The organism is Pseudomonas xionganensis (genome assembly GCF_009763245.1).
GTDB lineage: Bacteria > Pseudomonadota > Gammaproteobacteria > Pseudomonadales > Pseudomonadaceae > Aquipseudomonas > Aquipseudomonas xionganensis.
Genome location: NZ_WKJZ01000001.1, coordinates 1481642 through 1499832, shown reverse-complemented (window position 1 = coordinate 1499832; position 18191 = coordinate 1481642). Strand labels below are relative to the sequence as shown.

At 64.4% G+C, this 18191-nt stretch carries 13 protein-coding genes; 7 read left to right on the top strand and 6 right to left on the bottom strand.

The window, feature by feature from the left end:
* Positions 1 to 11: 11 nt before the first annotated feature.
* The 3 genes from GJV18_RS06815 to GJV18_RS06805 form a co-directional block, all read right to left on the bottom strand.
* Positions 12 to 3782 carry a nitrate reductase subunit alpha gene (locus GJV18_RS06815; protein ID WP_160343948.1) on the bottom strand — a complete coding sequence of 1257 codons (3771 nt, stop codon included), beginning with the start codon at positions 3780 to 3782 and terminating at the stop codon, positions 12 to 14.
* A 65-nt stretch (positions 3783 to 3847) separates the two neighbouring features.
* Positions 3848 to 5263 carry a NarK family nitrate/nitrite MFS transporter gene (locus GJV18_RS06810; protein ID WP_160343947.1) on the bottom strand — a complete coding sequence of 472 codons (1416 nt, stop codon included), beginning with the start codon at positions 5261 to 5263 and terminating at the stop codon, positions 3848 to 3850.
* Positions 5264 to 5282: 19 nt separating this feature from the next.
* Complete coding sequence (locus GJV18_RS06805) at positions 5283 to 6545, bottom strand: MFS transporter (protein WP_160343946.1); 1263 nt, start codon at positions 6543 to 6545, stop codon at positions 5283 to 5285.
* A gap of 233 nt (positions 6546 to 6778) precedes the next feature.
* Here GJV18_RS06805 and GJV18_RS06800 point away from each other — a divergent pair, with 233 nt between their 5' ends.
* Both GJV18_RS06800 and narL read left to right on the top strand, forming a co-directional pair.
* On the top strand, positions 6779 to 8578 hold the full coding sequence (locus tag GJV18_RS06800; protein ID WP_160343945.1) for a HAMP domain-containing protein: 1800 nt from the start codon (positions 6779 to 6781) through the stop codon (positions 8576 to 8578).
* Complete coding sequence (gene narL / locus GJV18_RS06795; RefSeq protein WP_160343944.1) at positions 8575 to 9213, top strand: two-component system response regulator NarL; 639 nt, start codon at positions 8575 to 8577, stop codon at positions 9211 to 9213. The genes GJV18_RS06800 and narL overlap by 4 nt, the downstream gene beginning before the upstream one ends.
* Positions 9214 to 9222: 9 nt before the next feature.
* Here narL and can read toward each other — a convergent pair whose 3' ends face one another.
* Positions 9223 to 9855, bottom strand: coding sequence for a carbonate dehydratase (gene can / locus GJV18_RS06790; protein WP_160343943.1), 633 nt, complete (start codon positions 9853 to 9855; stop codon positions 9223 to 9225).
* Between the two features lie 224 nt (positions 9856 to 10079).
* Here can and GJV18_RS06785 point away from each other — a divergent pair, with 224 nt between their 5' ends.
* Together GJV18_RS06785 and GJV18_RS06780 are read left to right on the top strand one after the other, a co-directional pair.
* Complete coding sequence (locus GJV18_RS06785) at positions 10080 to 10757, top strand: Crp/Fnr family transcriptional regulator (RefSeq protein WP_160343942.1); 678 nt, start codon at positions 10080 to 10082, stop codon at positions 10755 to 10757.
* 12 nt (positions 10758 to 10769) lie between these two features.
* Complete coding sequence (locus GJV18_RS06780; RefSeq protein ID WP_160343941.1) at positions 10770 to 11180, top strand: putative zinc-binding protein; 411 nt, start codon at positions 10770 to 10772, stop codon at positions 11178 to 11180.
* An 18-nt stretch (positions 11181 to 11198) separates the two neighbouring features.
* On the opposite strand, the gene hemN is transcribed toward GJV18_RS06780, so the two are convergent.
* Both hemN and norR read right to left on the bottom strand, forming a co-directional pair.
* Positions 11199 to 12587 (bottom strand): oxygen-independent coproporphyrinogen III oxidase, encoded by a 1389-nt coding sequence (gene hemN, locus GJV18_RS06775; RefSeq protein ID WP_160343940.1) that lies wholly within the window; start codon positions 12585 to 12587, stop codon positions 11199 to 11201.
* Positions 12588 to 12765: 178 nt separating this feature from the next.
* Complete coding sequence (gene norR / locus GJV18_RS06770) at positions 12766 to 14298, bottom strand: nitric oxide reductase transcriptional regulator NorR (protein WP_160343939.1); 1533 nt, start codon at positions 14296 to 14298, stop codon at positions 12766 to 12768.
* 137 nt (positions 14299 to 14435) lie between these two features.
* Here norR and ytfE point away from each other — a divergent pair, with 137 nt between their 5' ends.
* The 3 genes from ytfE (at position 14436) to GJV18_RS06755 (ending at position 17863) form a co-directional block, all read left to right on the top strand.
* On the top strand, positions 14436 to 15119 hold the full coding sequence (gene ytfE, locus GJV18_RS06765) for an iron-sulfur cluster repair protein YtfE (protein ID WP_160343938.1): 684 nt from the start codon (positions 14436 to 14438) through the stop codon (positions 15117 to 15119).
* A complete protein-coding gene (locus tag GJV18_RS06760) occupies positions 15112 to 17391 on the top strand; it encodes a nitric-oxide reductase large subunit (RefSeq protein ID WP_160343937.1) in 2280 nt (759 codons plus the stop codon). The genes ytfE and GJV18_RS06760 overlap by 8 nt, the downstream gene beginning before the upstream one ends.
* Positions 17392 to 17509: 118 nt before the next feature.
* Positions 17510 to 17863, top strand: a complete 354-nt coding sequence (locus GJV18_RS06755) for a hypothetical protein (protein WP_160343936.1) — start codon at positions 17510 to 17512, stop codon at positions 17861 to 17863.
* Positions 17864 to 18191 lie beyond the last annotated feature (328 nt).

Genomic DNA, 18191 nt, shown 5'->3' with positions numbered 1-18191 from the left:
GGCATCACTCCTCAATCAATCTTGGTCGGCAAAGGTTGCGGCAGGGCGTCGCCGCCCAGGCCACCGACATCCGTGCCATCCAGCCAGTCGACCTTGCTCATCTTGCGCACCACGACGAACTCGTCGCGGTTGCAGCCCACGGTGCCGTAGTAGTTGAAGCCGTAGGACTGCTGGGCGTAGCCGCCGATCATGTGGGTGGGTTTGAGCACCACGCGGGTCACCGAGTTGTGGTGGCCGCCACGGGTCTTGGTGGTTTCGCTGCCGGGCACGTTCACGATGCGTTCCTGGGCGTGGTACATCATCACCATGCCCTCCTTGACCCGCTGGCTGACCACCGCACGGGCGGTCAGGGCGCCGTTGGCGTTGAAGCACTCGATCCAGTCGTTGTCCTCGATGCCGGCCTTTTTCGCGTCGATCTCGCTCATCCACACGATCGGCCCGCCACGGCTCAGGGTGAGCATGATCAGGTTGTCCGAGTAGGTGCTGTGGATGCCCCACTTCTGGTGCGGAGTGATCCAGTTGAGGACGATCTCGGTGTTGCCGTTGGGCTTCTTGCCCTTCACGTAATCCACGGTGCGGGTGTTGATCGGTGGCCGGTAGCTCATCATCTGTTCGCCAAAGGCCTGCATCCAGGGGTGATCCTGATAGAACTGCTGGCGGCCGGTGATGGTGCGCCACGGGATGTACTCGTGGACGTTGGTGTAGCCGGCGTTGTAGCTCACGTGCTCGTCTTCCAGGCCCGACCAGGTGGGGCTGGAGATGATCTTGCGCGGCTGCGCCTGGATATCGCGGAAGCGGATCGCCTCGTGCTCCTTGGGCAGGGCCAGGTGGCTGTGGTCGCGGCCGGTGAATTCCGACAGCGCGGCCCAGGCCTTGACCGCCACATGGCCGTTGGTTTCCGGGGCCAGGGACAGAATCACCTCGGCGGCGTCGATGGCCGATTCGATCTGCGGCCGCCCTTGACTGACGCCTTCCTCGCGCACCTTGTAGTTGAGCTCGCCGAGGAACTTGACCTCCTCGTCGGTGTTCCAGTTGATGCCCTTGCCGCCGTTGCCGAGTTTTTCCAGCAGTGGGCCCAAGGAGGTGAACTTCTTGTAGGTGCTGGGGTAATCGCGCTCCACCACGGTCATGTTCGGGCAGTTCTTACCCGGCTGCGGGGCCACGCCTGCGCTTTTCCAGTCGGTGCCGCCGAAGGGCTGGGCCAGCTCGCCGGGGCTGTCATGCAGCAGCGGTACGGTGACCAGATCCTGCTCCACGCCCAGATGCCCCTCGGCCATGGCCGAGAACTTCTTGGCGATCAGCTTGTAGATTTCCCAGTCGCTCTTGGCTTCCCAGGCCGGGTCGATGGCGGCGGACAGCGGGTGGATAAAGGGGTGCATGTCCGAGGTGTTCATGTCGTCCTTTTCGTACCAGGTGGCGGTCGGCAGGACGATGTCGGAATACACGCAGGTACTGGACATGCGGAAGTCCAGGGTGGTGACCAGGTCGAGTTTGCCGATGGCGCCTTCGTCCTGCCACTCGGCCTCGGTCGGCTTGAAGCCGCCGCGCTTGCCCAGGTCCTCGTTCATCACCCCATTCTTGGTGCCCAGCAGGTACTTCAGCATGTACTCGTGGCCCTTGCCCGAGCTGCCCAGCAGGTTGGAGCGCCAGATAAACATATTTCGCGGGAAGTTGGCCGGGTTGTCCGGCTGCTCGCAGGCAAAGCGCAGGCTGCCGTCCTGCAGGGACTGGGTCACGTAATCCACTGGCGACATGCCGGCGGCCTGGGCGTCGCGGGTGATCTGCAGCGGGTTGCGGTTCAGCTGCGGCGCGCTGGGCAGCCAGCCGGCGCGTTCGGCGCGGATGTTGTAGTCGAGCATATGCTCGGGGAACTGGCTCTTGTCGGCCAGCGGCGAGAGCACCTCGTGGATGCTCATCTTCTCGTGGCGCCACTGCGATGAGTGGCCGTAGAAGAAGCTGGTGCCGTTCATCTGCCGTGGCGGGCGGCTCCAGTCCAGGCCGAAGGCCAGGGGCAGCCAGCCGCACTGCGGGCGCAGTTTCTCCTGGCCCACATAGTGGGCCCAGCCACCACCGGTCTGGCCCACGCAGCCACACAACATCAGCATGTTGATCAGGCCGCGGTAGTTCATGTCCATGTGGTACCAGTGGTTCATCGCCGCGCCGACGATGATCATGCTGCGGCCATGGGTCTTGTCGGCGTTGTCGGCGAACTCGCGGGCGATCTGGATCGCCTTCTCGCGGGACACACCGGTGATGACTTCCTGCCAGGCCGGGGTGCCGGGCACGCTGGCGTCGTCGTAGCTGCTGGCCACGTTGGCGCCGCCCAGGCCACGGTCGATGCCGAGGTTGGCGGCCATCAGGTCGAACACGCTGGCCACCTTGGCCTGGCTGCCATCGGCCAGGATCACGGTGCTGACCGGCACCCGGCGCAGCTGGATTTCCTCACCTTCGGCATGGGCGAAGTGTTCATGGAACTGTCCGCCGAAATAGGGGAAGGCGACTTCGGCCGTTTCGCCGCTGTCGATCTGGCTGAGCTTGAGATCCACCTCGCGGCCCTCGCGACCTTCGCGCGGTTCGATGTTCCACTTGCCCTTCTCACCCCAGCGGTAGCCGATGGAGCCCTGGGGCGATACCAGCTCGCCGCTGGCATCCATGGCGATGGTCTTCCACTCGGGGTTGTTGTCCTGGCCCAGGTTATCGGCCAGATCCGAGGCGCGCAGGAAGCGCTCGGCGCGGTGGCTGCCGTCCTTCTCGTTGAGCAGCACCAGCACCGGCAGGTCGGTGTAGCGCTTGGCGTAGTCGGTGAAGTAGGCGCTGGGCTTCTCCAGGTGGAATTCCTTGAAGATCACGTGGGCGAAGGCCTGGGCCAGCGCCGCGTCGGTGCCCTGCTTGGGGTTGAGCCAGAGGTCGGTGAGCTTGGCCACCTCGGAATAGTCCGGGGTGATGGCCACGGTCTTGGTGCCCTTGTAGCGCACCTCGGTAAAGAAGTGGGCGTCCGGGGTGCGCGTCTGCGGCACGTTGGAGCCCCAGGCGATGATGTAGTTGGAGTTGTACCAGTCGGCCGATTCCGGCACGTCGGTCTGCTCGCCCCAGACCATGGGCGAGGCCGGCGGCAGGTCGCAGTACCAGTCATAGAAGGACAGGCACACCCCGCCGATCAGCGACAGGTAACGGCTACCGGCCGCGTAGCTGACCATGGACATGGCCGGAATCGGCGAGAAGCCGACCACCCGGTCCGGGCCGTGCTGCTTGACGGTGTAGACGTTGGCCGCGGCGATGATCTCGGTCACTTCGTCCCAGCTGGAGCGGATAAAGCCGCCCATGCCGCGCTTGCTCTTGTACGCCTCGGCCTTGGCCGGGCTCTCGACAATGCTGGCCCAGGCCTGCACCGGCGCCAGGGTCGCCCGCGCCTCGCGCCAGAGCTTGAGCAGCGGCTTGCGCACCTTGGGGTACTTCAGACGGTTGGCGCTGTAGATATACCAGCTGTAGCTGGCGCCACGGGGGCAGCCGCGCGGCTCGTGGTTGGGCAGGTCGTTGCGGGTACGCGGGTAGTCGGTCTGCTGGGTTTCCCAGGTGATCAGGCCGTTCTTCACGTAGATCTTCCAGGAGCACGACCCGGTGCAGTTCACCCCGTGGGTGGAACGCACGATCTTGTCGTACTGCCAGCGCGAACGGTAGACGTTCTCCCAGTCGCGGGACTCCTGGCGGGTCTCGCCATGACCGTCGGCGAACTCACCCTGCTTTCTATTGAAGAAGCGCAGCTGGTCGAGTAAATGGCTCATTTCTGTTTTCCTCTCAGGCTGAACGCGGGCGGCCCCACGCTCGTCATTGCTTGGGCTGTGGGTAGTTAGCAGGGCGTCTCGGCACCCTTGCGCGAGTACCACCACCAGGTCACGAACATGCAGCTCAGGTAGTAACCAACGAACAGGTACAGGGCCATTTCCGGGCCTCCGGTCAGGGCGATGGAGCTACCAAAGGTCTTGGGGATAAAGAAGGCGCCAAAGGCTCCGATGGCCGAGCTGAAGCCGAGCACCGCGGCCGACTCCTTGCCCGCGCTCTTCAGTGCTTCTTCACGCTCTGCGGCTTTCTTGCCGGCACTCCAACGCTCGTGCAGGGTGCGGAAAATCACCGGGATCATGCGGAAGGTGGAGCCGTTGCCGATGCCGGTGGTGACGAACAGCAGCATGAACATGGCCAGAAAGCCGTAGAAGTTGCCTTCCTGGCCGGCCTGGGGCAGAAAGGCGATCACCCCGAACACCGCCGCGATCATCAGCACGAAGTTCCACAGGGTCACCCGCGCGCCGCCCAGCTTGTCCGAGATCCAGCCGCCCAGCGGACGCACCAGGGCACCGACCAGCGGCCCGAGGAAGGCGAACTGCAGCGGATTGACCGCGGGGAAGGACTGCTTGATCAGCAGCGGGAAGGCGGCGGCGAAGCCGATGAAGGAACCGAAGGTGGCCAGGTACAGCCAGCACATCAGCCAGTTGTGCTTGCGCTTGAAGATCACCGCCTGCTCGGAAAACGAGGCCCGTGCCGACGCCAGGTCGTTCATGCCAAACCAGGCCGCCAGGGTTACCGCGGCAATCAGCGGAACCCAGACAAAGCCGGCGTTCTGCAGCCACAGCTGGCTGCCATCGGCCAGTTCCTGGGGTTTGCCACCCACGGCGCCGAACAGGCCGAAGCCGATCACCAGCGGCACCAGAAACTGCATGGCCGACACGCCCAGGTTACCCAGCCCGGCATTCAGGCCCAGGGCGGTGCCCTGCTGCGACTTGGGGTAGAAGAAGCTGATATTGGACATGCTCGATGCGAAGTTGCCGCCACCGAAGCCGCACAGCAGGGCGATGATCACGAACACGCTGTAGGGCGTGTGCGGGTCCTGCACGGCAAAGCCCATCCACAACGCCGGGATCAGCAACGAGGCGGTGCTCAGGGCGGTCCAGCGCCGCCCGCCGAACACCGGCACCATAAAGGAGTAGAAAATGCGGAAGGTGGCGCCGGACAAGCCGGGCAGCGCCGCCAGCCAGAACAGCTGATCGGTGCTGAAGCTGAAGCCGATGGCGTTCAGGCGCACGATCACCGTGCTCCACACCATCCATACGGCGAAGGCGAGAAACAGCGCGGGAATCGAGATCCACAGGTTGCGGGTGGCAATACTCTTGCCGATCGAGCCCCAGAAGTGCGCGTCTTCCGGACGCCAGTCTTGAATCACCGGCCCGGTGGGGGGCAACGCGGCGGCCGGGGCATGCTTGCTTGCGGACATGGTCTGTCTCCTTGCAGGGTCAGGACGCGGAGCCGGTAGGCCCCGAGGAGCCCTGGCCCATGACGGGGGTTTTGCGAACTTCGCTGAGGTACATCCAGATCAGGGAGACCCAGACCACGCCGTACAGCAGCATGAAGGCGGAGGAACGCACCCCGGTGAGATCCACCAGGGCACCGAACAGGATGGGCAGGACGAAGCCGCCCAGGCCGCCGGCCAGGCCGACGATGCCGGACACCGCGCCCATGTTGCTGGGGAACTCATCGGAGATGTACTTGAACACCGAGGCCTTGCCGAACGCCCAGGCGATGCCGATCACGAACATCAGCAGGGTGAACACCCAGACGTTCAGGCCGATATGGAAGGTGCGCGGCCCCTCCACGGTATGCACGGTCAGATCGGTGGGCGGATAGGACAGCAGGAACAGGCAGATCCAGCTGACCCACATCACCCACCAGGTCACGCTGTGGGCGCCCCACTTGTCCGACATCCAGCCGCCGATGGCGCGCAGCAGTCCGCCCGGCAGGGAGAAGCAGGCGGCCAGCAACGCGGCGCTCTGCAGGCTCAGCTCATACTCCTGGACGTAGTACTTGGTCATCCACAGGGCCAGCGCCACATAACCGCCGAAGACGATCGAGTAGTACTGGCAGTAGCGCCATACCCGGGGGTCTTTAAGGGTGCGCAGCTGCTGGCCGAGGCTCAGGCTGCTGGGCACACGGTGCGCCTTGTTCTCGTAGGTGAAGAACCAGAACAGCAAGGCGGTGATAAACAGAATCGCCGAGTAGACCTTGGGCACCATCTGCCAGCTGGCGGCGGCAATGATGGCCGGGGCGACAAACTTGGTGACGGCGGCGCCGGCATTGCCCGCACCGAAAATGCCCATGGCCGTGCCCTGGTTGCTCTTGTCGAACCACTTGGCGACGTAGGCGATACCCACCGAGAAGGAGCCGCCGGCCAGACCGACAAACAGCCCCAGTACGAGGAACTGCCAGTAGGCCGTGGCGTAGCTGATCAGGTAGATCGGCAGCACGCAGAACAGCATCAGCAGGAAGAACACGATGCGCCCGCCAAAGCGGTCGGTGAGCATGCCCAGCGGCAGACGCACCAGGGAGCCGGTCAGTACCGGCGTGGCGGCCAGCAGGCCGAACTGGGTTTCGTTGAGGTCAAGCAGTTCCTTGATCGGTACCCCGAGCACGGCGAACATCATCCACACCATAAAACACATGGTGAAGGCGAAGGTACTCATGCCCAGCACCAGCCCTTGCTGTACTTTGTGGCCTGCCATGACAGACTCCCGTTACTGTTGTCATGGCTGCAGCCTAGGCGCCCAATGGCAAAAAAAATTGACCCACATCAACGTCCCAGGAGCCGTTTGCGGGGCCAGGAACCACCCTCTACCCCCAAAGAGGTAGTTCCAAAATCGATATGAAAGCCCATGCTTTTCAGCAACTTATACATACAAGGTGGAGGTATCCGGATGAGCGCCACAGCCACCGAACTCTTTGGGGGTAGCCGCCCATGCTCAGCTGGCTGAAGAGCTCATTACCGGCCCGGGCCGGGCTGGCGGTGATCCTCATCGCGGTCCTGGCCCTGTCCAGCGCCATCAGTGCCGGCCTGCTGGCCTGGATCAGCGAGGACGACGCCGCCGCCATCAATACCGCCGGCTCCCTGCGCATGGCCACCTACAAGCTGAACTGGCAGCTGGAAGCCAACGCCCCCGCCGAACAGATCGCCGAACTGCAGGCGGATCTGGAGCGACGCCTGCACAGCCCCGCCCTCACCCACCTGCTCGGCAAACAGCGGGATCCCTTGCGCATCACCTACAACGGCCTGCAGCAGCTCTGGCTGGAGGAGCTGCGCCCGGCCCTGGAGCGCGGCGACAAGGCGGCCTTCCAGCGCGGCAGCGAGGGCTTTGTCGCCCAGCTGGAGTTCTTTGTGCTGCGCCTGCAGCAGCAGAGCGAAAAGCGCCAGGGCCTGCAGCAGAGCATCCAGGGCGGCGCCCTGCTGATCACCGTGATCATTCTGCTGGTGGGCATGTTTGAGCTGCAGAACAGCGTGATCAACCCGCTGCAGGAGCTGGTCAGCACCACCGAGCGCTTTCGCGCCGGCGATCTGGATGCGCGCATCGAATTCCGCTCGGCCGATGAGCTGGGGCAGATGGCAGAAAGCTTCAACGCCATGGCCGATGCCATCGAGGAGTCGCACCGCACCCTCGAATCCCGGGTGGCGCACAAGACCCAGAGCCTGGCGCAGACCAATGCGGCCCTGGAGCTGCTGTACCAGGGCAGCCGGCAGATCGCCAGCAACCCGGCCAACGCCGATCAGCTGGACGAGCTGATCGAACGTTTCCAGCAGCGCCTGCCAGGCCTGCGCCTGACCCTGTGCCTGAGTGGCGCGGCCAGCGAGTCGCCGGAGCAGCTGATTGCCATCCATGGCAATGCCTCGCGGGAAATCTGCTCGCGACATGACTGCCACAGCTGCGAGCGCAACCTGCAAGCCAACCGCCTGAGCTTTCCCATCAGCAACCAGGGGCACAATCTCGGCGAACTGCGGGCCAATTACCTGGACGGGCACAGCCCGCTGGACTGGGAGCAGGAACTGATCCAGGCGCTGGCCAACCTGATCGGCACCTCGCTGTCGCTGGAACGCCAGCGCGAGCGCGACAACCGCCTGCTGCTGCTGGACGAGCGCACTACCATCGCCCGCGAGCTGCACGACTCCCTGGCCCAGGCGCTGTCCTACATGAAGCTGCAGGTCAGCCGCCTGCAAACCCTGATCCGCCGTGGCGAATCCGCCGAACAGCTGGAGAGTGTCAGCGAGGAACTGCGCGAGGGCCTGAACAATGCCTATCGCCAACTGCGTGAGCTGCTCACCACCTTCCGCCTGCAGATTCACGATGGCGGCCTGCACCAGGCGCTGCAGGATACGGCCCGGGAGTTCGCCGAACGCGGCAGCTTCCATGTGCACCTGCACAGCCCGGCCCTGGCCTTCCAGCTGTCGGCCACCGAACAGATCCACCTGTTGCAGATCGCCCGCGAGGCGCTCTCCAACTGCGCCCGCCACGCCCAGGCCGAGCATGCCTGGCTGCGCTTGCAGCAGGTGGGCGAAGAGGTGGAACTCTGCGTGGAAGACGATGGCTGCGGCATCCGTGAAGGCTTCGACAGCCGCCAGCACCATGGCCTGAGCATCATGCAGGAGCGCGCCCGCAGCCTGGGCGGTAGCCTCACCATCAGCCCCAGAGAAGGCGGCGGCACGCACCTGAACCTGCGCTTTCGCCCGGAGTTTCTCGACCTACGTGAAGACAAGGAGCCCGCATGAACACCACCGCAGCCCATACCCTGCTGCTGGTCGACGACCATCCCATGATGCGTCGCGGCCTACGCCAGCTGCTGGAGCTGGAGAACGATCTGCAGGTGATAGGCGAGGCCAACAACGGTATCGAAGCCCTGGAGATGGTGCGCGAACTGCGCCCGGAGCTGATCCTGCTGGACAACAACATGCCCGAGCTCAATGGCGTGCAGACCCTCAAGCGCCTGCGTGAACAGAACTTTCCCGGCAAGGTGCTGCTGTTTACCGTTTCCGATGATGAAGACGATGTGCGCGACGCCATGCGCCTGGGCGCCGACGGTTACCTGCTCAAGGATATGGAGCCGGAAATCCTTATCCAGCAGATTCGCCTGGCCCTGCAGGGCGCCCTGGTGATCAGCCCGGCCCTGACCCGGGTGCTGGCCCAGGCCCTGCGCAATCCGCCCAGCGCCAGCCAGCTGGACCTCACCGACCGTGAACGCCAGGTGCTGAAAATGATCGCCGCCGGCAGCAGCAACAAGGTGATCGGCAACAAGCTGGGCATTACCGAGGGCACGGTGAAGGTTCATGTGAAGAACCTGCTGCACAAACTTGGCCTGCGCTCACGGGTCGAGGCCGCGGTCTGGGCGCTGGAGCACCTGCGCTAGGCCCGCGGTTCAGGGCTGGTAGAGAAAGCTGTCGTCCAGGGCATCGGCGGATTCGATGGTCACCCCCAGGTCTTTGAGCAGGCCATCGCTCAGGCCATAGATCCAGCCATGCACGGCCAGGGGCTGACCGCGATTCCAGGCGTTCTGCACGATGGTGGTGTGGCACACATTGCGCACCTGGCGCTGCACATTCAACTCGCACAGCAAGTCCACCCGCGCGTCGGCCTCCAGCCCGACGAACTGCTCGCGGTGCTGGTGATACAGCGCCTTGAGCGCCCGCAGCCAGTTGTCGATCAAGCCCAGTTCTTCATGCCCCAGGGCCGCCCGCACGCCGCCGCAGCCATAGTGGCCGCAGACGATGATCTGCCGCACCTTGAGCACATCCACGGCAAACTGCAGCACCGAGAGAAAATTCATATCGGTGGCCACCACCATATTGGCCACATTGCGGTGCACGAACAGCTCCCCCGGCATCAGCCCCACCACTTCATTGGCCGGCACCCGGCTATCGGAACAGCCGATCCAGAGAAACTCCGGGCGCTGCTGACGGGCCAGACGGGCGAAGAAATCCGGATCACGGCCACGCAGGGTTTCCGACCAGAACCTGTTGTTGCTGAGCAATTGCCCGATTTCGATGGCCATGCTGACACCTCGCGTTTGGCTGCCTGGGCTGCAGATAAGCACGCCGCAGAGCGCAAAACCTTGTCGTTGATCAAGTCAGGTCAGCCGGTCAAAACCCTCCTGAACAGCCCCAGGCGCTCTAATGCGAGGCTTGCAGCCGCCCCGCTACCTCTTTGGCGGTAGCGCCTCGGAGGAATGGGCGCAGCGCCCTGCCCGGCCTAGGATGAGACTCAAGGAGGTGCCCCATGCTCACCGATGCCAGCACCCTGGCCGCCATGCGCCAACATCATCTGTTCGGCAGATTGCCCGACGCGGCCTTTCAGGAGGTATGCAGCCTGGCCATCGTGCGCCGCCTGGACAGCGCGGCCTGCCTGTTTCACCAGGGCGACAAGGCCGAGCGTTTCTATCTGCTGCTGCAGGGCCAGATCAAGCTGATGCGCCTGCTGCCCGAGGGCCAGGAGAAGCTGGTGGAGGTGATCAGCGCCGGCCAGAGCTTTGCCGAGGCCCTGCTGTTCAGCGGCATCGACAAGTACCCGGTTACCGCCGTGGCCCTGCGCGACAGCCAGCTGATCAGCATCGATGGCGCCCACTACCGGCAGCTGCTGGAAGAGCAGCCGAAGATCTGTCTGGACCTGCTGGCCGCCTTCAGCATCCGCCTGCACCAGCGTCTCAACGAGATCGACACCCTGACCCTGGCCAACGCCAGCCGTCGTGTGGCCCGCTATCTGTGCCAGCAGCAGGCCGAATGCCACGGACCGATCCAGCTCAACGTGCCCAAGCGCCTGATCGCCTCGCAGCTGGGCATCCAGCCGGAAACCTTCTCGCGCATCCTGCATCGCCTGATCGACAAGGGCCTGATCGCCATGGAGCGGCGCAATATCCAGGTGCTGGATGGCGCCAGCCTGGCCACCTACTGCGACTGAGAGGTAAGCCCCATGCGCAACCCCGAACTGCCCCTGGTCTATTCCTGCTCCGGCTGCTCCAACGTGGCGCAGCTGGCCAACACCCTGGCGGTACGCCTGGACCGAGCCGGCCTGGCCGAGATGTCCTGCATCGCCGGGGTCGGCGGACGGGTCGCCTCCCTGGTCAACAAGGCCAACAGCGGCCGCGCCATCCTGGCCATCGACGGCTGCCGCCTGCAATGCGTGCGCGGCTGCCTGGACCAGCACGGGGTCAAGGCCGACCTGCACCTGGTGCTCAGTCAATACGGTTTGAAGAAACGCTACGGCGAGGATTTCTCCAGCGACGAGGCGGATCGCCTGTTCCATGAGGTCAGCGGCCTGATCGCCAGCGACCGCTTCCCGCCGCGCAAGCCCGACAAGCCGGAGCTGAGCCTGGTGGAGTAAGGCCCCAGGCCGCCGCGACTACACCGTGCGGGAAAAACGCTCGGCGCCCTGCTCGCTCAGGTAGGCATCGAAGGCCATGGCCACGCTGCGCATCATCAGCTGCCCCTGGGGCAGCAGGGTCAGGCTGTCGTCAGCCAGCCGCACCAGACCATCCTCGACATGGCTTTGCAACTGCGCCAGGGCGGCCGCGAAATACTCCTGAAAGTCGATACCGTGCTGCGCTTCGATCTGCGCATAGTCGACCCGGCCATGGCACATCAGGGCGGTGATCACATCACGGCGCAGGCGATCATCGTCATTCAACTGATAGCCGCGCTGCACGGGCAACAGCCCGGCATCGAGACGGGCGTAATACTGCGAAAGCTCCTTGACGCTCTGGCTGTAGCTGTCGCCCACCTTGCCGATGGATGACACCCCCAGGCCAATCAGGTCGCAGTCGGCATGGGTGGAGTAGCCCTGGAAATTGCGCTGCAAGGTGCCCTGCTCGCGGGCCAGGCTCAGCTCGTCATCCGGCAGGGCGAAGTGATCCATGCCGATATACACATAGCCGGCCGCCGTCAGCCGCTCGATGGTCAGCTCCAGCAGTTCCATCTTGCGCTCGGGCGGCGGCATGTCTTCGCGGCGGATCAGACGCTGGGCGCGTACCCGCTCCGGCAAATGGGCGTAACTGTAGGCGGCGATGCGATCCGGGCGCAGGTCGATCACCTTGTCCAGGGTCACGGCAAAGCTGCTGCGGGTCTGCAGCGGCAAGCCGTAGATCAGATCGACGCTGACCGACTTGAACGCGGCAGCCCGGGCCGCCGCCACTAGCTCGCGCACCTGCGCCTCGCTCTGCAGGCGGTTGACCGCCGCCTGCACGGCGGCATCGAAATCCTGCACGCCAAAGCTGAGGCGATTGAAGCCCAGCCCACGCAGCTGATGGATCTGCTCGGGGCTGACCGTGCGCGGATCGACCTCGATGGAAAACTCGTGGGCATCGCTGTCATCCAGGTTGAAGGCCCCATGCAACGCGGCCATCAGCTCCGCCAGCTGGGCATGGCTCAGGTAAGTGGGCGTGCCGCCACCGAGGTGCAACTGGGTCAGCCGCCGCGAAGGGGCGAACAGGGCGCCCTGCATGGCGATTTCCCGCTTCAGGTACTCCAGGTATTCGACGGCACGGTGGGTCTTCTGGGTGATGATCTTGTTGCAGGCACAGTAGTAGCAAAGGCTTTTGCAGAACGGGATATGGATATACAGCGACAGCGGCTTGGGCGTTGGCGCAGCATTGCTCTGCCGGGCGGCGGCCAGGTAATCATCCAGGGCAAAGGCCGCATGAAACTGCGGCGCGGTCGGATAAGAGGTGTAGCGTGGCCCGGGGCGGTCGTACTTTTCGACCAGGGCGCGGTTGAAACTCATCGGCTGGTGCATGGCTGCTCCCCTACAGACAGGTATCGGCCACCCAGGTGGAAGGCTGGCGAAACAGGACGGCTCGGCTGATTGGCGCATCGGCAGCCTCCTGCACGCTTCAGGGTCAGCGATTTAGCCCAGGCACGCCATACCTCTGGGTAGGTATACCCCAAGGCCTGGCCCTGCCGGACGCCTGGATCTAGATCAGATTAAGCCGTCGCGCCAGCTTGCGCAGGTTGCTCGGATCAATCGCCAGGGCCCGCGCCGCCGCAGCCCACTTGCCCTTGTGCTGAGCCAGGGCCGCCTCGATCAGCTCCCGCTGATAGCGCTCCATGGCCTGTTGCAGACTCTCGTTCGGCGCCAAAGGCAGCGCCGCCGCAGGCAGATTGACCGGGGCCTGGGCCGGCCCGTCCAGGCCCAGCCAGGGCGCCTCGATGCTGAGCAGCGCGGTGCGCGACTCGGCCTGGCTGAGTACCTTGAGCGCGGCGCGGCTGATCACATGCTCCAGCTCGCGCACGTTGCCGGGCCAGGCGTAGGCCAGCAGGGCGCGCTCGGCATCGGCCGACAGGCGCAGGCAGCGCAGGCCCAGGCGGGCACGGTTGAGTTCGAGAAAGTGCCCGGCCAGCACCAGCACGTCACGCCCCCGCTCGCGCAGCGGCGGGATATGCACCGGGTAGACCGACAGGCGGTGATAGAGGTCGGCGCGAAAACGCCCCTCGCGCACTTCGTCACGCAGGCGCCGGTTGGTGGCGGCGATCACCCGTACATCCACATGCCGCGGGCGGTCGGCGCCCAGGCGCTGGATCTCGCCGTTCTGCAAGGCGCGCAGCAGCTTGGCCTGGATCGACAGCGGCAACTCGCCGATCTCGTCGAGAAACAGGGTGCCGCCATTGGCCGCCTCGAAGCGCCCGGGGCGATCCTGCGCGGCACCGGAAAACGCCCCCTTCACATGGCCAAACAGCTCGCTCTCGGCCAGGGTCTCCGGCAGCGCCGCGCAGTTGACGTAGACCAGCGGCTTGCGTGAACGCGGCGAGTGGGCGTGCAGCCAGCGGGCAAACAGCTCCTTGCCCACCCCGGTTTCCCCCTGCAGCAACACCGGCAGATCGGAGTCCGCCACCACCCCCAGTTCGTCGAGCAGTTCACGCAGCACCGGGCTGCTGCCGAGGATCATGGCGCTGGCTTCGTCGCCATCCTCCACCAGTTCGCGCCGGGCCAGACGCAAGCTGCGCACCTCCCCCTCCAGCCGACTGACCCGCAAGCCGGCCTCGATCACCCAGGCGTAACGCTGCAGACGCAAGCGGGCCTGGGCATCGAATTGCCCGGGCTGCAGGGCATCGAAGGTCACCGCGCCCCACAGGCTGCCATCCAGATAGAGGCTCATGCCCATGCAGTCGTGCACCGGCAGCGGCTCGTCGGGGCTGTCCTCAAGCAGACCGTCATAGGGATCGGGCAGCTCGCTGTCGGCGGCAAACTGCAGTGGCTCGCGCTGGGCCAGGATCTGGGCCAGGCGCGGGTGGCTGCCAATGGCAAAGCTGCGCCCGAGCACTTCATGGGCCAGGCCAACCGCGGCTTGCGGACGCAAGCTGGCGCCATCCAGACGCAGCAACACCACGGCGCTGCAGGCGAATTCCTCACGCAAGCTGACGACCAGCCGCTGCTGGCGCACAGCGGGGGGCAATTCGCAGGTCAAGTCTGCCAGCAGGCCATCCTGCAACGGGGTGAAATCTACCATTTAGGGTACCTATAACCTTGTTTTGCTCGGGTAGATTAAACCCGAAAGCAGCGCAAACCCTTGATTTTCGTCACTTCTGAAAGCGGCACGGGAGTTGCGATAGAGCAATCAGTCCCTAGCCTGAAAAGGATGACGTAATGACTGCTCAATTGCTCGACCACACCCTTGGCAACCTGGCCAGCCGAATTCCCGGCGCCACCCGGGTGTTTCATACCTTCCACCTGGATTTCTGCTGCGGCGGTCAGAAGACCCTGCGCCAGGCCTCGCTTGAGCGCGGCCTCGATGCCCAGCAGGTAGAAGAACAGCTGCTGTCGCTCAACCCCGATGAACACCCTGAACAGGACTGGCGCAGCGCCTCCGACGACCAGCTGATCGAACACCTGCTGGAACGGTATCACGACGTGCATCGGCAGCAGCTGCCGGAATTGATCCGCCTGGCAGCCCGGGTCGAACAGGTGCATGGCGCCCGTGAAAACTGCCCGCGCGGCCTGACCGACCTGCTGCTGGGCATGCTGCAGGAACTGGAAAACCATATGCAGAAGGAAGAGCAGATTCTCTTCCCCATGATCCGCCAGGGGCAGAACCCGATGCTGGGCGGCCCCATCTCGGTGATGCGCTTCGAGCACGACCAGCATGGCGATGCCCTGGAGAAAGTCATCCTCCTGACCAACGACATGCAGCCGCCGGCCAACGCCTGCAACACCTGGCGCGCCCTGTACCGCGGCCTGGACGAGCTGCGCCGTGACCTGATGCAGCACATCCACCTGGAAAACAACCTGCTGTTCCCGCGGGCCCTGGGTGAGGAGATGCAAAATGGGTGAGTACCGCAAACTCTGGTGGTTATTGATCGCCGTGCTCGGCCTGACCTTCTGCGTGCTCGGCTGGTTTGGCCGCGAGGTGTATCGCCAGGCGCCGCCGATCCCGCAACAGGTGCAGAGCGCCGACGGCCAACTGCTGTTCACCGGCGAGGACATCCTCGATGGCCAGACCGCCTGGCAGAGCGTGGGCGGCATGCAGCTCGGCTCGATCTGGGGCCACGGCGCCTACCAGGCGCCGGACTGGAGCGCCGACTGGCTGCACCGCGAACTGAGCGCCTGGCTCGACCTGGCCGCACAGCAAAACTACGGCCTGCCCTATGCCGAGGTGGACGAAGACCACCAGGCCCTGCTGCGCCAGCAGCTCAAGCGCGAATACCGTGGCAACCAGGTGCAGGGTGAGGTGCTGGTGCTCAGCGAGCGCCGCCTGCAAGCCTTCGAACAGACCGCGGCCTACTATGACGCCCTGTTCGGCAATGACCCGGCCCTGCAAGGCAGCCGCAAGAGCTTCGCCATGAAGGAGAACACCCTGCCCGACGCCGCCCGGCGCGAGCAGATGACCCAGTTCTTCTTCTGGACGGCCTGGGTCGCCGCCACCGAGCGCCCGGGGCACGACGCCACCTACACCAACAACTGGCCCCACGAGCCGCTGATCGACAACGTGCCCACTGCGGAGAACCTGATCTGGTCCATCGTCAGCGTGATCCTGCTGATCGCCGGTATCGGTTTCCTGGTCTGGGCCTGGGCCTTCCTGCGCGATCACGAGGAGGACGAACCGGCCGCACCGGCCCACGACCCGCTCAGCCTGGTCGGCCTGACGCCCTCGCAGAAGGCGCTGGGCAAGTACCTGCTGCTGGTGGTCGGGCTGTTCGCCTTCCAGGTCATGATCGGAGGCGCCACCGCCCACTACACGGTGGAGGGTCAGGATTTCTATGGCTTCCCGCTGTCGCAGTGGTTCCCCTACTCGCTGCTGCGCACCTGGCATATCCAGAGCGCGCTGTTCTGGATCGCCACGGGCTTCCTCGCTGCGGGCCTGTTCCTCGCCCCCATCATCAATGGCGGCAAGGATCCAAAGTTCCAGAAGCTCGGCGTGGATCTGCTGTTCTGGGCGCTGGTGGTCGTGGTGCTGGGCTCCTTCGTCGGCAACTACCTGGCCATCGCCCAGATCATGCCGGCCGAGTGGAACTTCTGGCTCGGTCACCAGGGCTACGAGTACGTCGACCTGGGTCGCCTGTGGCAGATCGGCAAGTTCACCGGCGTGGCCTTCTGGCTGCTGCTGATGCTGCGCGGCATCCTGCCGGCCTTCCGTCAGCCCGGTGACAAGAACCTGCTGGCCCTGCTGTCGGCCTCGGTGATTGCCATCGGCCTGTTCTACGGCGCCGGCTTCGCCTACGGCGAGCGCACCCATCTGTCGGTGATGGAGTACTGGCGCTGGTGGGTGGTGCACCTGTGGGTGGAAGGCTTCTTCGAAGTGTTCGCCACCACCGCGCTGGCCTTTATCTTCTCCAGCATGGGCCTGGTGTCCAAACGCATGGCCACCACCGCCAGCCTGGCCTCGGCCTCGCTATTCATGCTCGGCGGGGTGCCCGGCACCTTCCACCACCTGTACTTCTCCGGCACCACCACGCCGGTGATGGCGGTAGGTGCGACCTTCAGCGCCCTGGAAGTGGTGCCGCTGATCGTGCTCGGCTACGAGGCCTGGGAGAACTGGCGGCTGAAGAGCCGCGCGGCCTGGATGGAGCGGGTCAAGTGGCCACTGATGTGCTTCGTTGCCGTGGCCTTCTGGAACATGCTCGGCGCCGGGGTGTTCGGCTTCATGATCAATCCGCCGATCTCGCTGTACTACGTGCAGGGCCTCAATACCACGCCGGTCCACGCCCACGCTGCGCTGTTCGGGGTGTACGGCTTCCTCGCACTGGGCTTCACCCTGCTGGTGCTGCGCTATATCCGCCCGCAGTTCCACTTCAATGAAGGGCTGATGAAAACCGCCTTCTGGTGGCTCAACGCCGGCCTGGTGCTGATGATCGCCACCAGTCTGCTGCCCATCGGCATCATCCAGTTCCATGCCAGCGTCAGCGAGGGCCTGTGGTACGCCCGTAGCGAGGCCTTTATGCAGCAGGACCTGCTGCAGACCCTGCGCTGGGTGCGCACCTTCGGCGATGTGGTGTTTATCGTCGGCGCCCTGGCCATGACCTGGCAGGTGGTTATCGGTTTCTTCTCATCCACCCAGGAAACGGCCGCGCAACTCGCGCAAGGAGGTGTCCAATCGACTAGTTGAGTATCGAAAAAAGAGTATTGGCTAGACTCGGCCCGCTTCGGCGGGTCGAGTCATTGGCCAGGGATAACCATGGCTATTGTCTATATTCAAGTTGAAACGCTTTTATGGAGTAAATCGCATGCATATCCATAAGCTACTCACTCGACTCGATACCCCCGGCACCGCTCCGCTATGGCAGGTGTTCTGGATTCAGGGTGTATTGCTCAGCCATCTGTTTTTCGGCGCCATCCTGCTGCTCTTCCAGCAAATCAGCAGCGCTTCGCTGGCCCTGCTACTGCTCGGCTTTCTCTGTTACACAGCCTGGATACTGAATGCCGTATGGCGCAATGCCGGCAACGTACGCGAACCCATCTACGGCGAAATGGCCCGCTTCCTGACGGTAGCTTGGTCGATCAATGCGCTATTGGTGTCGGTATTTCTGCTGCTCTCGCATCTGCAGACGCCCGGCCATATGCTGCCCTTCTGGGGCTAGCAGGCGCCGAGATAAGCCCATCGCGCCCGTCAGCAGATGACCGCCTGCGAGGCGGCGGGCCAACTGGGGCGCAACCGCAGCCTGGATCAGGCGCGGCATAGCATCAGGAATAAACGCAACCCGGTAGGGTGGATGACGCTCTTTTCATCCACCACAAGGCCGCAGCGGGTGGATGGGTAAAGCGCCATCCACCCTACACATGATCCGTGGATAGCCATTGGGGCTGGGGCCTAGATGCCTGCCCCACCCGCCTGGGCGCTGCGTTGTTCGGCTCTGAGAACCTGGCCCAGCCCGGTAGGGTGGATGACGCTCTGTTCATCCACCACGG